This is a genomic window from Streptomyces drozdowiczii, assembly GCF_026167665.1.
GTDB lineage: Bacteria > Actinomycetota > Actinomycetes > Streptomycetales > Streptomycetaceae > Streptomyces > Streptomyces drozdowiczii_A.
On the sequence record NZ_CP098740.1, the window covers coordinates 3,240,522 to 3,254,976 of the forward strand.

14 protein-coding genes and 1 pseudogene are annotated in these 14,455 nt (G+C 71.1%); 10 read left to right on the forward strand and 5 right to left on the reverse strand.

The window, feature by feature from the left end; genetic code table 11:
• The first annotated feature begins 41 nt into the window (after positions 1-41).
• From NEH16_RS14695 to pstB, 7 genes are all read left to right on the forward strand, one after another.
• Positions 42-2,294 (forward strand): RNA degradosome polyphosphate kinase, encoded by a 2,253-nt coding sequence (locus NEH16_RS14695; RefSeq protein WP_073964804.1) that lies wholly within the window; start codon positions 42-44, stop codon positions 2,292-2,294.
• On the forward strand, positions 2,260-3,297 hold the full coding sequence (locus tag NEH16_RS14700) for a CHAD domain-containing protein (protein ID WP_265542759.1): 1,038 nt from the start codon (positions 2,260-2,262) through the stop codon (positions 3,295-3,297). The genes NEH16_RS14695 and NEH16_RS14700 overlap by 35 nt, the downstream gene beginning before the upstream one ends.
• Entirely contained in the window at positions 3,294-3,707 is a 414-nt protein-coding gene (locus NEH16_RS14705) for an NUDIX hydrolase (protein ID WP_073964806.1), read from the forward strand. The genes NEH16_RS14700 and NEH16_RS14705 overlap by 4 nt, the downstream gene beginning before the upstream one ends.
• 175 nt (positions 3,708-3,882) lie before the next feature.
• Complete coding sequence (gene pstS / locus NEH16_RS14710) at positions 3,883-5,019, forward strand: phosphate ABC transporter substrate-binding protein PstS (protein WP_073964807.1); 1,137 nt, start codon at positions 3,883-3,885, stop codon at positions 5,017-5,019.
• A gap of 126 nt (positions 5,020-5,145) precedes the next feature.
• On the forward strand, positions 5,146-6,132 hold the full coding sequence (pstC, locus tag NEH16_RS14715; protein WP_073964808.1) for a phosphate ABC transporter permease subunit PstC: 987 nt from the start codon (positions 5,146-5,148) through the stop codon (positions 6,130-6,132).
• On the forward strand, positions 6,129-7,217 hold the full coding sequence (gene pstA, locus NEH16_RS14720; protein ID WP_265542761.1) for a phosphate ABC transporter permease PstA: 1,089 nt from the start codon (positions 6,129-6,131) through the stop codon (positions 7,215-7,217). The genes pstC and pstA overlap by 4 nt, the downstream gene beginning before the upstream one ends.
• Before the next feature lie 27 nt (positions 7,218-7,244).
• Positions 7,245-8,021 (forward strand): phosphate ABC transporter ATP-binding protein PstB, encoded by a 777-nt coding sequence (gene pstB / locus NEH16_RS14725; RefSeq protein ID WP_073964810.1) that lies wholly within the window; start codon positions 7,245-7,247, stop codon positions 8,019-8,021.
• Positions 8,022-8,143: 122 nt separating this feature from the next.
• On the opposite strand, the gene NEH16_RS14730 is transcribed toward pstB, so the two are convergent.
• Positions 8,144-9,142: an inorganic phosphate transporter gene (locus NEH16_RS14730; protein WP_073964811.1), complete on the reverse strand. Its 999-nt coding sequence runs from the start codon at positions 9,140-9,142 to the stop codon at positions 8,144-8,146.
• 6 nt (positions 9,143-9,148) lie between these two features.
• Complete coding sequence (locus tag NEH16_RS14735) at positions 9,149-9,769, reverse strand: DUF47 domain-containing protein (protein WP_026171331.1); 621 nt, start codon at positions 9,767-9,769, stop codon at positions 9,149-9,151.
• A 201-nt stretch (positions 9,770-9,970) separates the two neighbouring features.
• On the opposite strand from NEH16_RS14735, the gene NEH16_RS14740 reads away from it, so the two are divergent.
• On the forward strand, positions 9,971-10,348 hold the full coding sequence (locus NEH16_RS14740) for a metal-sensitive transcriptional regulator (protein ID WP_073964812.1): 378 nt from the start codon (positions 9,971-9,973) through the stop codon (positions 10,346-10,348).
• A 15-nt stretch (positions 10,349-10,363) separates the two neighbouring features.
• Here NEH16_RS14740 and NEH16_RS14745 read toward each other — a convergent pair whose 3' ends face one another.
• Positions 10,364-10,555 carry a hypothetical protein gene (locus tag NEH16_RS14745; protein WP_018101681.1) on the reverse strand — a complete coding sequence of 64 codons (192 nt, stop codon included), beginning with the start codon at positions 10,553-10,555 and terminating at the stop codon, positions 10,364-10,366.
• Positions 10,556-10,670: 115 nt separating this feature from the next.
• A complete protein-coding gene (locus NEH16_RS14750; RefSeq protein ID WP_073964813.1) occupies positions 10,671-11,531 on the reverse strand; it encodes a hypothetical protein in 861 nt (286 codons plus the stop codon).
• Between the two features lie 167 nt (positions 11,532-11,698).
• On the opposite strand from NEH16_RS14750, the gene NEH16_RS14755 reads away from it, so the two are divergent.
• Both NEH16_RS14755 and NEH16_RS14760 read left to right on the forward strand, forming a co-directional pair.
• On the forward strand, positions 11,699-11,872 hold the full coding sequence (locus NEH16_RS14755) for a hypothetical protein (protein WP_199879033.1): 174 nt from the start codon (positions 11,699-11,701) through the stop codon (positions 11,870-11,872).
• Between the two features lie 40 nt (positions 11,873-11,912).
• Positions 11,913-13,508: an FAD-binding oxidoreductase gene (locus NEH16_RS14760; RefSeq protein ID WP_265542764.1), complete on the forward strand. Its 1,596-nt coding sequence runs from the start codon at positions 11,913-11,915 to the stop codon at positions 13,506-13,508.
• 72 nt (positions 13,509-13,580) lie between these two features.
• On the opposite strand, the pseudogene NEH16_RS14765 reads toward NEH16_RS14760, so the two are convergent.
• A pseudogene (locus NEH16_RS14765) lies at positions 13,581-14,308 on the reverse strand (phosphatase PAP2 family protein).
• Positions 14,309-14,455 lie beyond the last annotated feature (147 nt).

Here is a 14,455-nt window from a genome sequence, read left to right on the forward strand (position 1 = left end):
CCGACGCGCCTACAAAGCGCTCCGGGCGGAACAATGGATCCATGAGCCAGCAGCCCAGCTCCGAGGTCCCGGTCCAGCCCGCCGCCCAGCCGTCCGTCGGCGCCCTCGCCGCACACCGGCCGCACGCCGTCGCCCCCTCCGGGAGGGGCACGGCCCTGTCCACCGCCGCCGATTTCGACCCCGACATCGACGCGGACGCCGACGCCTACGAACCCGAGGTGGACGGCGACGAGCTGCCCGCGGGCCGCTTCCTGGACCGCGAACGCAGCTGGCTCGCGTTCAACGAACGCGTCCTCGAACTGGCCGAGGACCCGACCACGCCCCTCCTGGAGCGGGCCAACTTCCTGGCGATCTTCGCGTCGAACCTGGACGAGTTCTTCATGGTCCGGGTCGCGGGACTGAAGCGCCGCATCGCGACCGGGGTCGCCACCCGGTCCGCGTCCGGCCTCCAGCCCCGCGAGGTGCTGGACCTGATCTGGACCCGCTCGCGCGAACTCATGGCCCGGCACGCCGCCTGCTACCAGCAGGACGTCGCCCCGGCCCTCTCCGACGAGGGCATCCAGCTGATCCGCTGGCCGGAGCTGACCGACAAGGAGCAGGCCCGCCTGTTCACCTTCTTCCGGCAGCGCGTCTTCCCCGTCCTCACCCCCCTCGCCGTGGACCCGGCCCACCCCTTCCCGTACATCTCCGGCCTCTCGCTGAACCTCGCCGTCGTCGTACGCAACCCGGTCAGCGGCCACCGCCACTTCGCCCGGGTCAAGGTGCCGCCGCTGCTGACCCGCTTCCTGGAGGCGTCGCCGCAGCGCTACGTCCCCATAGAGGACGTCATCGCGGCCCACCTGGAGGAGCTGTTTCCGGGGATGGAGGTGCTGGCGCACCACATGTTCCGGGTCACCAGGAACGAGGACCTGGAGGTCGAGGAGGACGACGCCGAGAACCTCCTCAAGGCCCTGGAGAAGGAACTCATGCGGCGCCGCTTCGGCCCGCCGGTCCGCCTGGAGGTCGAGGAGTCCATCGACCCGTACGTGCTGGACCTGCTGGTCCGCGAGCTGAAGGTGTCCGACGCCGAGGTCTACCCGCTGCCCGGACCCCTCGACCTCACCGGCCTCTTCGGCATAGCGTCGCTGGACCGCCCCGAGCTGAAGTACCCCAAGTTCATCGCCGGCACCCACCGCGACCTCGCCGAGGTCGAGTCCGCGTCCGCGCCGGACATCTTCGCCGCCGTACGCGAGCGGGACGTGCTGCTGCACCACCCGTACGACTCCTTCTCCACCTCCGTCCAGGCGTTCCTGGAACAGGCGGCGGGCGACCCTGACGTCCTCGCGATCAAGCAGACCCTGTACCGGACCTCCGGCGACTCACCGATAGTGGACGCCCTCATCGACGCCGCCGAGTCCGGCAAACAGGTCCTCGTCCTGGTCGAGATCAAGGCCCGCTTCGACGAGCAGGCCAACATCAAGTGGGCGCGCAAGCTGGAAGAGGCGGGCTGCCACGTCGTCTACGGGCTCGTCGGCCTGAAGACCCACTGCAAGCTCTCCCTCGTCGTCCGCCAGGAGGGCGACACCCTGCGCCGCTACTCGCACGTCGGCACCGGCAACTACCACCCGAAGACGGCCCGGCTCTACGAGGACCTCGGCCTGCTCACCGCCGACCCGCAGGTCGGCGCCGACCTCTCCGACCTCTTCAACCGGCTCTCCGGCTACTCCCGCCGCGAGACCTACCGCCGCCTCCTCGTCGCCCCCAAGTCGCTGCGCGACGGCCTGGTCGCCCGCATCACCAAGGAAGTCACGCACCACCGCGCGGGCCGCCCCGCCTACGTCCGCATCAAGGTCAACTCGATGGTGGACGAGGCGATCATCGACGCCTGCTACCGGGCCGCCCAGGCCGGCGTCCCCGTCGACATCTGGGTCCGCGGCATCTGCGCGATCCGCCCCGGCGTCACCGGCCTCTCCGAGAACATCCGGGTCCGCTCGGTCCTCGGCCGCTTCCTCGAACACTCCCGGGTCTTCGCCTTCGGCAACGGCGGCGAACCCGAAGTCTGGTTCGGCAGCGCCGACATGATGCACCGCAACCTCGACCGCCGCATCGAGGCCCTGGTCCGGGTCACCGACCCCGCCCACCGCGCCGCGCTCAGCCGCCTCCTGGAGACCGGCATGGCCGACACCACCTCCTCCTGGCACCTCGGCCCCGACGGCGACTGGACCCGGCACTCCGTCGACGCGGACGGCAAACCCCTGCGGCACGTACAGGAAATGCTCATTGACGCCCGGAGGCGCCGGCGTGCGACGCCCTGACCAGCACACCCAGGCCGCGGCCCCGGCCCACGCCCCCGGCATCACCGGCGTGAGCGCGGGGTCGGTCCTCGGCCCCTATCTGCGCACCCAGGCCGCCGACTTCCTGCGCAGCCTGCGCCTGCACCGCGAGAGCACCGCCCCCACGGACGCCGGATCGCGCGCCGCCGAACAGGCCGCCACCGCGCTGCGCCGCTCCTCCCGCCGGATCGGCGCCACCCTGCGCACCTTCCGCACCGCACTCGACCCGCTCTGGGCGGAGCAGCTGCGCACCGAACTCTCCTGGCTCTCCGGCACCCTCGCCCGTGAACACGCGTACGCGGACCGGCTCACCCGGCTTCTGGAAGCCCTGCACGGCCTCTCCGGCGACCCCGTCCTCCCGGCCGCCCGCACCGGCGACACCCCGGGAACGGGCCGCCCCGTCCTCGGCGTCGGCGCCGCCCGGGCCGGCGCCCTGCTGGAGCGACAGCTCACCCTCGCCCGGACCCGCGCCCACTCCGCCGCCCTCCAGGCCCTCGGCTCGGCCCGCTTCCACGCGGTGGCCGACGCGGTCGCGCTGCTCGCCTCCGAGGTCCCGCTCTCGCCCGCCGCGGCCGGCCCCGCCGGTGAACTGCTCGCCGAGCCCGCGGACCGGGCGGAGCAGCGGCTGCTCGGGGCCGTCGCCGCGCTGCCCTCCGACGAGTCGGCGGAGCCGTACAACGAGGCGCACGACGCGCCCTGGCACCAGACCCGCCTGCTCCTCCGGCTCCACCGCTACGCCCACGAGGTGGTGCACGGCGCCCCCGACCCGGTCCTGGCCGCCCCGGGCCACGCCCTCGACCTGCACCGGGACGCGGCGGAGGCGGCCGGCGCGGCGGCCTCGGCCGCCCGCACCCCGCGCATCGCCCCGGCCACCGCGTACGCCTTGGGCGTGCTCCACGCCGACCAGCGCCACGAGGTGGAGGCGGCGCGCACGCTCTTCCGCGCGAGCTGGCCCTACGCGACGACGGGGGCGGCGCGGTCGTGAGCGGCACGGTGCGGGCGGCGGGCTGCGTCCTGTGGCGCCGGCCGCCCGCGCCCGCCGGGGGCGTGGAGCTGTGCCTCGTACACCGGCCGCGTTACGACGACTGGTCGTTCCCCAAGGGCAAGCTGAAGCGCGGCGAGTCCCTTCGGGAGGCGGCGGTCCGCGAGGTCCTGGAGGAGACGGGCCACCACTGTGTGCCGGGGGCCGTGCTGCCCCTGGTGCGGTACGTCGCGAACGGCCGCCCGAAGGAGGTCACGTACTGGTCCGCCGAGGCCACGACGGGCTCCTTCGCCCCGAACGACGAGGTGGACGCGGTGCTGTGGCTTTCCCCGACGGCCGCCCGCGAAACGCTGACCCAGCCCCGCGACCGCGAGGTGCTGGCAGCGGCGCTGAAGACACTGCCGCAGGCGTAGCGCCCGGAACCCAAGGGCCCTTCACGGTTCACCCCCCGTTCACTCACCCCCGTAAACCACGTCACCTGTTCTGCCTAATTTCAGACCTACCGGGTGCAGCGATCAGCCACTGCACCGCCCGCGTCGCACGCCGCCCGCAAGCAGCCGCGGCGGCTTCTGGAAGGAACACCCGAAAGTGAAGCTTCAGCGCAAGAACCGGCTTCGTGCCACCGCGCTCGGTGCCCTCGCCGTCTCCGGCGCCCTGGTCCTCACGGCGTGCGGTTCGGACGACAACAGCGGCGACACCTCCGCCACCGGCGGCGCGAAGACGAAGGCCGCGTCCAACGTCAAGTGCGACGGCGCGAAGGGCCAGCTGCGCGCCTCCGGCTCCAGCGCGCAGAAGAACGCCATGGACCTCTGGGTCAAGGAGTACATGGCCGCCTGCTCCGGCGTGGAGATCAACTACAACTCCTCCTCGTCCGGCGAGGGCATCGTCGCCTTCAACCAGGGCACCGTCGGCTTCGCCGGCTCCGACTCGGCGCTGAAGCCCGAGGAGGTCGCCGACTCCAAGAAGATCTGCAAGTCCGGCCAGGGCATCAACCTCCCGATGGTCGGCGGCCCGATCGCCGTCGGCTTCCACCTCGAAGGCGTCGACAGCCTGACCCTGGACGCCCCCACCCTCGCCAAGATCTTCGACACGAAGATCAAGAAGTGGAACGACGAGGCGATCGCCAAGCTCAACCCCGACGCCAAGCTGCCGGACAAGGCGATCCAGCCCTTCCACCGCTCCGAGGACTCCGGCACCACGCAGAACCTCGGCAAGTACCTCGGCGCCGCGGCCCCGAAGGACTGGAAGTACGAGGCCGAGAAGAAGTGGCCCGCCCCCGGCGGCCAGGCCGCGTCCGGCTCCTCCGGCGTCGCCACCCAGGTCAAGCAGGTCGACGGCGCCATCGGCTACTTCGAGCTGTCCTACGCCACCTCGCAGCAGATCTCCACGGTCGACATCGACACCGGCGGCTCCGCCCCGGTCAAGGCGTCCTCCGAGAACGCCTCGAAGGCCATCGCCGCCGCCAAGGTCAAGGGCACCGGCAAGGACCTGGCGCTCGACCTCGACTACACCACCAAGGCCGACGGCGCCTACCCGCTGGTCCTCGTCACCTACGAGGTCGTCTGCGACACCGGCAACAAGGCCGACACCCTCGGCACCGTCAAGTCCTTCCTGACCTACACCGCCTCCGCGGACGGCCAGAAGCTCCTCACCGAGGCCGGCTACGCGCCGATCCCCGAGGAGATCAACGCCAAGGTCCGCGAGACCGTCGCCGGCCTCTCGTAACCAGCCGTACGACCCCAGCGCAACCGGCGGCCGGTCCGGAACACCCCTCCGGACCGGACCGCCACCGCCCCTCCGGTGCACCGCCGCCAGGGGAGCCCCGGCTCCCCCACACAGACCGGAAAGACCATGGCTTCCACCACACAACAGATACAAACCCCACCGGGCAGGCGGTCTCGCCCTCGGTCCACGGGCCGCGCCGGCGACCGGATCTTCCTCGGCCTCTCCCGCGGCTCCGGCATCCTGCTCCTGGTGATCATGGCGTCGATCGCCGTGTTCCTCACCTACCGCGCCGCGATCGCCATCTCGAAGGACGAGGGCAACTTCCTCACCACCTTCGACTGGAACCCGGCCGGTGACCCGCCCGTCTTCGGCATCGCCGTCCTGCTCTTCGGGACCGTCGTCAGCTCCGTCATCGCGATGGCCATCGCGGTCCCGGTCGCCGTCGGCATCGCCCTGTTCATCTCGCACTACGCCCCGCGCAAGCTGGCCGGCCCGATCGCGTACGTCATCGACCTGCTCGCCGCCGTCCCCAGCATCGTCTACGGCATCTGGGGCGCCCTCGTCCTCGTGCCGTACCTGGAGGGGCTCAACCTCTGGCTCGACCAGTTCTTCGGCTGGACCTACGTCTTCGAGAAGACCGAGATCGGCGTCGCCCGCTCCCTCTTCACCGTCGGCATCCTGCTCGCGATCATGATCCTGCCGATCGTGACCAGCGTCAGCCGCGAGGTCTTCCTCCAGGTCCCCCGGATGAACGAGGAAGCCGCCCTCGCCCTCGGCGCCACGCGCTGGGAGGTCATCCGCCTCTCGGTCCTGCCGTTCGGCCGCTCCGGCATCATCTCCGCCTCGATGCTGGGCCTCGGCCGCGCGCTCGGCGAGACGATGGCCGTCGCCACCGTCCTGTCGCCGAACTTCCTGATCTCGCTGCACGTACTCAACCCGGGCGGCGGGACGTTCGCCCAGAACATCGCGGCGAAGTTCGGCGAGGCCGACGCGTTCGGGCGGGATGCCCTGATCGCCTCCGGCCTGGTCCTCTTCGTCCTCACCCTGCTGGTCAACGGCGCGGCCCGGCTCATCATCGCCCGCCGCAAGGAGTACTCGGGGGCCAACGCATGAGCCACGCCACCACCACCCCCGGCGTCCAGGAACTCCCGACGCCCGCGCCGGCCGCCCCGAAGGGCAGCCTCAGCAGCCGGTCCCTGCCGCGCTTCGCGCCGCTCACCTTCGCCGTCGTCGCGGTCGCCCTCGGCGTAGGCATCGGCCTCGCCGCCGGCTGGCAGAGCCGGGTGCAGTGGGGCCTGATCTCCGCGCTGCTCTTCCTGGCCATCTCGTACGTCGCCACCAGCGTGGTCGAGAACCAGCGCCAGGCCCGCGACCGCCTCGCCACCAGCCTGGTCTGGGTGTGCTTCCTGCTCGCCGTCGTCCCGCTGGCCTCGCTGCTCTGGACGACCGTCAGCCGCGGCTCGGAGCGCCTGGACGGCTACTTCCTGACCCACTCGATGGCCGGGGTCCTCGGCCCCGAGGCCAGCGGCGGCGTCTACCACGCGCTGATCGGCACCCTCGAACAGGTCGGCATCGCCACCCTGATCTCCGCCCCCCTCGGCCTGCTCACCGCCGTCTACCTGGTGGAGTACGGCAAGGGCGGGCTGGCCAGGGCCGTCACCTTCTTCGTGGACGTCATGACCGGCATCCCGTCGATCGTGGCCGGTCTCTTCATCCTCTCGATCATGCTCATCGCGGGCCTGGAACCGTCCGGCCTGATGGGCTCGCTCGCCCTGACGATCCTGATGATCCCGGTCGTCGTCCGCTCCACCGAGGAGATGCTGAAGCTCGTCCCGAACGAGCTCCGCGAGGCATCGCTCGCCCTCGGCATCCCGAAATGGCGCACGATCCTGAAGGTGGTCCTGCCCACCGCGATCGGCGGCATCGCGACCGGCGTCATGCTCGCCGTCGCCCGCATCGCCGGCGAGACCGCCCCGATCATCCTGCTGGTCTTCGGCAGCCAGCTGATCAACACCAACCCCTTCGAAGGCGCCCAGTCGTCACTGCCCTTCTACATCTACGAGCAGTACAAGATCGGGGAGGCCGCGTCCTACGACCGCGCCTGGGCAGCGGCCCTGGTCCTGATCGCCTTCGTCATGATCCTCAACCTGGTGGCCCGCGGCATCGCCCGCTGGAAGGCCCCCAAGGCCGGGCGCTAGGCCCGCCGGAAAGCAGCAGTGATTCAGATGGCCAAGCGCATCGACGTCAGCGGACTGTCGGCCTACTACGGCAGCCACAAGGCGATAGACGACATCTCCATGACCATCGAGCCCCGCTCGGTGACCGCCTTCATCGGCCCCTCCGGCTGCGGCAAGTCCACCTTCCTGCGCACCCTGAACCGTATGCACGAGGTCACCCCCGGCGGCCGCGTCGAGGGCAAGGTGCTCCTGGACGACGAGAACCTGTACGGGACGAACGTCGACCCGGTGACCGTACGCCGTACGGTCGGCATGGTCTTCCAGCGCCCGAACCCCTTCCCCACCATGTCGATCTTCGACAACGTGGCGGCGGGCCTGCGCCTCAACGGCTCGTACCGCAAGAGCGCCCTGGGCGACATCGTGGAGAAGTCGCTGCGCGGGGCGAACCTCTGGAACGAGGTCAAGGACCGGCTGAACAAGCCCGGCTCCGGCCTCTCCGGCGGCCAGCAGCAGCGCCTGTGCATCGCCCGCGCCATCGCCGTCGAGCCGGACGTGCTGCTGATGGACGAGCCGTGCTCCGCCCTCGACCCGATCTCCACCCTCGCCATCGAGGACCTGGTCGGCGAGCTGAAGGAGCGGTTCACGATCGTCATCGTCACGCACAACATGCAGCAGGCCGCCCGCGTCTCGGACCGCACCGCGTTCTTTAACCTGGCGGCGGTCGGCAAGCCCGGCAAGCTCATCGAGATCGACGAGACGGAACGGATCTTCTCCAACCCGTCGGTCCAGGCCACCGAGGACTACATCTCGGGCCGCTTCGGCTGATCCGCCCGGCCCTCCCGTACGGCCTTGGGGTGCTGCATGGCGGTGCCACCACAAGGCGAAAAGGGTCCGCCCCGCACTCCCTCGGGAGTGCGGGGCGGACCCATGAGATCAAGCCCGTCCGGCTAGCCGAACATCAGGTAGACGACCCCGTAACTCGCGGCAGCGACCAGCGCCGCGGCCGGCATCGTGATGAACCACCCCAGGATGATGTTCTTCGCGACACCCCACCGCACCGCGTTCACCCGCTTCGTGGCGCCCACACCCATGATCGCCGAGGTGATCACATGGGTGGTCGAGATCGGCGCGTGGAAGAGGAACGCCGAACCGAACATGATCGACGCACCCGTCGTCTCGGCGGCGAAGCCCTGCGGCGGGTCCAGCTCGATGATCTTCCGGCCGAGCGTACGCATGATGCGCCAGCCGCCCGCGTACGTACCGAGCGACAGCATCAGCGCGCAGACCAGCTTCACCCAGACCGGGATCGGATCGCTCGGCGACTCGACGTCGGCGATGACCAGGGCCATCACCACGATGCCCATCGTCTTCTGCGCGTCCTGGAGACCGTGCCCGAGCGCCATGCCCGCGGCCGAGACCGTCTGCGCGATGCGGAAACCGCGCTTGGCCTTGTGCGGGTTGGCCTTCCGGAACATCCACATGATGGCGACCATCACCAGATAACCGACCACCAGGCCGATCACCGGCGACAGGAACATCGGGATGACGATCTTGTCGAGCACCCCGTCCCAGTGCACCATCGTCCCGCCGGCCAGCGCCGCGCCGACCATCCCGCCGAACAGCGCGTGCGAGGACGACGAGGGCAGGCCGAAGTACCAGGTGACCAGATTCCAGATGACGGCACCGACGAGCGCGGCGAAGAGGATGCCCATCCCCTTGTTGCCCTCGGGCGTCGCGATCAGGCCCTCACTGACGGTCTTGGCGACCCCGCTGCCGAGGAACGCGCCCGCGAGGTTCATCACGGCCGCCATCGCCAGCGCCGCACGCGGCGTCAGCGCCCGGGTCGAGACCGACGTGGCGATCGCGTTCGCCGAGTCGTGGAAGCCGTTGGTATAGGTGAAGCCGAGCGCGACGCCGATGGTCACGATCAGTACGAAGGTGTCCACAGTGGTTCAGGACTCCTTGACCGCGATGGTCTCCACCGTGTTCGCGACGTGCTCGAACGCGTCGGCAGCCTCTTCCAGCACGTCCACGATCTGCTTCAGCTTCAGCACCTCTATGGCGTCGTACTTGCCGTTGAAGAGGTGGGCGAGCAGCTTGCGGTGGATCTGGTCGGCCTGGTTCTCCAGACGGTTGACCTCGATCCAGTACTCGGTGAGGTTGTCCATCGTGCGCAGACCCGGCATCGCCTCGGCGGTCAGTTCCGCCGCCCGCGCCAGCACCTCGATCTGCTGCTCCACACCCTTGGGAAGCGTCTCGATCTGATACAGCACGACCAGATCGACGGCCTCCTCCATGAAGTCCATGATGTCGTCGAGCGACGACGCGAGGTTGTAAATGTCCTCACGGTCGAACGGCGTAATGAAGGAGGAGTTCAGCTGGTGGAAGATCGCGTGGGTGGCATCGTCCCCCGCGTGCTCCGCTGCCCGCATGCGCTCCGCGATCTCGGCCCGGGAGGACGAATCCGCCCCGAGCAGTTCCATCAGGAGTTTCGAGCCCGTGACGATGTTGTCCGCGGATGCGGAGAACATGTCGTAGAAGCTCGTCTCCCTGGGGGTCAGACGAAAGCGCACGTGGGGTCCTCGGGGTGCTTTGGATTCGGTCAGGCTGATGCTAGGCGCATCATCCGGCCACGGCTAACCGGCATTCTTCAGTGTCGCCCATCGGGCACAGTGATCAGCACGGGCCCCAGGTCACGTTTCAGCTGAATTCGTTAGGATATACCCACCAGGGGTATTCAAAGCGGCAGGGCAAAGGGAAAACGGGAGGCAGCAATGACCACCACCGAGGCCATGGGGACCGGGCCCTCACCGGACGCGGTACCCGGCGCCGCCCCCGTGGAAGCGATCGTCACCGACCACGACCGCGGCATACACGGCTACCACCACCAGAAGGCCGAACACCTCAAGCGCCTGCGCCGCATCGAGGGCCAGATCCGCGGCCTCCAGCGCATGGTCGACGAGGACGTCTACTGCATCGACATACTCACCCAGGTCTCGGCGTCCACCAAGGCGCTCCAGTCCTTCGCGCTCCAGCTCCTGGAGGAGCACCTGCGCCACTGCGTCGCCGACGCGGCCCTCAAGGGCGGCGACGAGGTCGACGCGAAGGTCGAGGAGGCCACCAAGGCCATCGCCCGCCTGCTGCGCACCTGACTCCTGGCGAGCCCGTCAGCCCCGGTGGTCGCCCTGCCGGGGAACGGTGGTGCGGTCGGTGCTCACCTTCACATCGAGCACCTCGTCGATACGGTCCGCGCTGAGCCGTTCCCCGATCGCCGCCGAAGCCGCGATCATCAGTTCCCCGCACAGCTCGATCTCGGCGAGCGCCACATGGTCCGATACGGTCGGGCTGAGCGTCACCACGTCACTCACCTCTCACTGCCGTCACCGGCTTCCTAGAGTAGAGAGCCCGCCACGCACCGCGCATGGCACGGACGGGCCATTTCGCCCCCACCCATGCGGGGCCGTGCGACTCATCTCACGCCCGCCCCTGCTCGATCTCGCCGGTGTAGATGTCCCGGTCGTGCGGCAGCCGTACGGTGACGGGCACGCCGAACCCGTAGAGCAGCGTCGTGGACACCACCTCCGCCGCCGGGCCCTCGTTGGCGAAGCTGAACCGGTGGCGCACCTTGCGCAGCCTCCCCCGCTCGTCCAGATACGCGTCGAACGGCACGGCCCGCGTGCGGAACCCTTTCGCCGCCGCCACCAGCGCGGCCCGCGCACCGGGCGCCGCCAGCCGGGCCGCCCGGCCGATGTCCGCGGTCCCCCGGTAGTGCCGCACGGCCACCCCGGCCACATCCGTCTCACCCACGTACGTCACGGCCCCCGCACCCCGCAGCAGCTCGGCGGCGGCCAGCGGATCGGTCACCCCGCCGGTGACGAGATTGCCGTCCTCCAGGGCCGTCGTGTCGATGCGCACCCACTTGCCGGCGGGCACCCCCGCGCCCCGGTTCATCATGTACAGCGCGCCCGGCGCCAGCAGCTCCGTGATCGGCCGGTGCTCCTCCTCGCCCGCCGCGTCGGGCGGCAGCACCACCTTCAGCCGGCCCGAACCGGCTCGGAAGTCGTACGCCCCCGAGCCCCTGATCGTGACCCGGGTGCCACCGGCGGCCGTCTCCATCGACGTACTCACCTCGGCGCTCGCGACCCCGTCCCCGGCGAGCACCGCCGCCGCCCGCCGCACCACCTCCGCGCCGCCGTCCCGGGCGTCCGCGGCCGCCGCGGCCCGGTCGACGCCGCCGCCACCGGCACACCCGGCGGCCGCCGCCGTCACACCCACCGCGACGAGGGCGCGCACGACGCGCACCCCGCCTCCGGACCTGTGCTGCTGCACCACCATCGCCTGCCCATCCCGAACCGCTTGCCCGAGGTCGTGTCCGCCTCGCATAACGACGGCCCGTGCCCCCTGTAACGTCCACGCCCCCGATTGGCGCCGTCGGCGCGAGCGCCCCCTCCCGGTTGACGGACCCCTCCCGGCCGGGGCGCCCCGCCCAGTACCGTGTTCGCGTGTACGACCAACACACCGCCGACGTCCCGCCGGCCCGCCCCGCCCATGAGCCCACCACCGTCGAACGCGGCTCCTTCTGCACCGCCCGCTGCGCCTGCGGCTGGTCCGGCCCCGCCCGCCGATCCCGCGACCGCGCCCGCGCGGACGCCGACGAGCACCGCACCACGGCCTGACCACCCGGCCCTCCCCTCTCTCCCCCACACCGGAGGTCCGATGACCCCGCCGAACCGGCGCACGCTCCTCGCGGCGGGCGCCGCCGTCCTCACCGGCGCCACCGCCACCGCCTGCGAGGGCACCGACACGACGGACCCGGCCCCCGGCGACACCACGGCCCCCAGCAGCCCCGCGTCGTCCCCCGCTCCCTCGGCGGCCAAACCTTCCAAGCCCTCCGGCCCGGCGGACTGGTCCGCGCTGGCCAAGAGCCTCGACGGGCCGCTGATCCGCCCCGGCGACAGCGCGTACCCGACCGCCCGTCAGCTCTACAACACCCGCTTCGACGGCCAGAAACCGGCCGGGATCGCCTACGTCCGGCACGAGGACGACATCCGCGAGTGCCTCGCCTTCGCCCGCCGCGCCTCCGTGCCGGTCGCGATCCGCAGCGGCGGCCACTCGTACGCCGGCTGGTCGAGCGGCAACGGCCGCCTGGTGATTGACGTCGCGTCACTCAACCGCGTCGAGTCGAACGGCACGATCGGCGCCGGCGCCAAGCTCCTCGACGTCTACGAGGGCCTGGCCGCGCACGGCGTGACGATCCCCGGCGGCTCCTGCCCCACGGTCGGCATCTCCGGTCTCACCCTCGGCGGCGGCCACGGCGTCGCCGCCCGCGCCTACGGCCTGACCTGCGACAGCCTCACCGCCGCCACCCTCGTCACGGCCGACGGCCGCACCGTGACCGCCGACGCCAAGCACGACCCCGACCTCTTCTGGGCGCTGCGCGGCGCGGGCAACGGCAACTTCGGCGTGGTCACCGGCCTCCGCTTCCGTACGCACTCCGCCCCGCGGACCGTCACCGCGTACATGTCCTGGCCCTGGTCGCGCGCCCGGGACGTCGTCACCGCCTGGCAGGAGTGGGGCCCGGACCAGCCCGACGAGATCTGGTCCGCCGCGCACCTCGACGCCGGGCCGGGCGGCAGCAACCCGACGGTCTCGGTCTCGGCGTTCAGCCTCGGCACGTACGGGGACCTGCAGAACGCCGTCGACCGCCTCGCCGACCGCATCGGCGCCCCCGCCGCCTCGGTCTCGCTGCGCCGCCGCGGATACCGCGAGGCGATGCTCGTGTACGCGGGCTGCTCGGGCCTCACGGACGCGCAGTGCCACCTCCCGGGGACCACGCCGGGCCGCACCCCGCAGGGCGCCCTCCAGCGCGAGACGTACGCCGCCGCCTCCGACTTCTACGACCGCTCACTGCCCCCGGCGGGCGTGTCGGCCCTGCTCGACGCGGTCCAGGCGTTCACCCGCCTCGCCCCGGGCCAGGGCGGCGGCGGCTCGGTCGCGCTGACCGCGCTGGGCGGGGCGGTGAACCGGGTGGACCCACAGGCCACGGCGTTCGTCCACCGCCGCTCCCGGATGCTCGCCCAGTACATCGGGGCCTGGCGGCCCGGGGCCCCGGGAACCGCCCAGCAGAAGTGGCTGAAAGAGACCCATGCGGCGATGCGCCCGTACGCCTCCGGGGCGGCGTACCAGAACTACACCGACCCGTCCCTGACCAACTGGCGCTCCGCGTACTACGGCTCGGGGGCGGCGCGCCTGGCCCGGGTGAAGAAGCGGTACGACCCGGAGGGGCTGTTCACGTACGCGCAGGGGGTGTGAGGGGGCTCCGCATACACCTGTGCCCCGGGCCGCTGTGGCGGGCTCCGGGGCACATGCGTGAGGGGTACGGGCTCAGGCCGCGAGGCCCTTCTCGCCGTCGGAACCGCCGCGCGAACCGGGGCGCGGCTCGGGGATCCCGAGCGCGTCTCCCCGGCCGGCGTCCGCCGCCCGGGGACGGCGCGAGCGGACGAGGGGCCGAGGCGGGCGGACCGGGAGACGGTCGCCACGAGGGGCGTCAGCAGCATCATCGCCAGAGGCGCGAGGAGCAGCGCGACGGCCGTACCGAGGGCGAAGCCGCCGACGACGTCGGTCGGGTAGTGGACGCCCATGTAGACCCGGCAGAAGCCTTCCAGCAGGGCGAGCCCGATGGCCGCGATGCCGAACTTCCGGTGAGCCACGAAGAGTCCCACGCCGAGGGCCATCGCCATCGTGGCGTGGTCGCTGACGAACGAGAAGTCGTTCTTCCCGTCGACCAGGACGTCGAGCCCGGAGTGGTCCTTGAACGGCCGCGGCCGCTCCACGAATCCACGGATCGGGATGTTGATCAGCAGGGCGATCCCGGCCGCGAGCGGGGCCCAGACGAGCCCGGCCACCGCGGACACGGAGTCCTCGGCCGTGCCGCGCCGGCGGACGCTCCACCAGCACCACAGGACCACGAGGACCATGCCGAACATGATCCCGTACTCTCCGACGAACTCCATGACCCGGTCGAACCAGGTGGGAGCGGACTTGGCGAGCCCGTTGATGTCGTAGAGCAGGCTGACGTCGGGGTTCGACCCATCCAGTGCGAGTCCAGCCATCTGCTGCGGCCCCTTGCCTTGTCTGCTGCTGCGGCACACGTCCCTGTGCGCCGCGATTCACGAACCCCCGTGTTGTTCGGTTCGTCCACGTCGATCACTCGCACGCCCAGCCAGAGAACGACGCGCCCCGTGCGTACGTTCCACTCT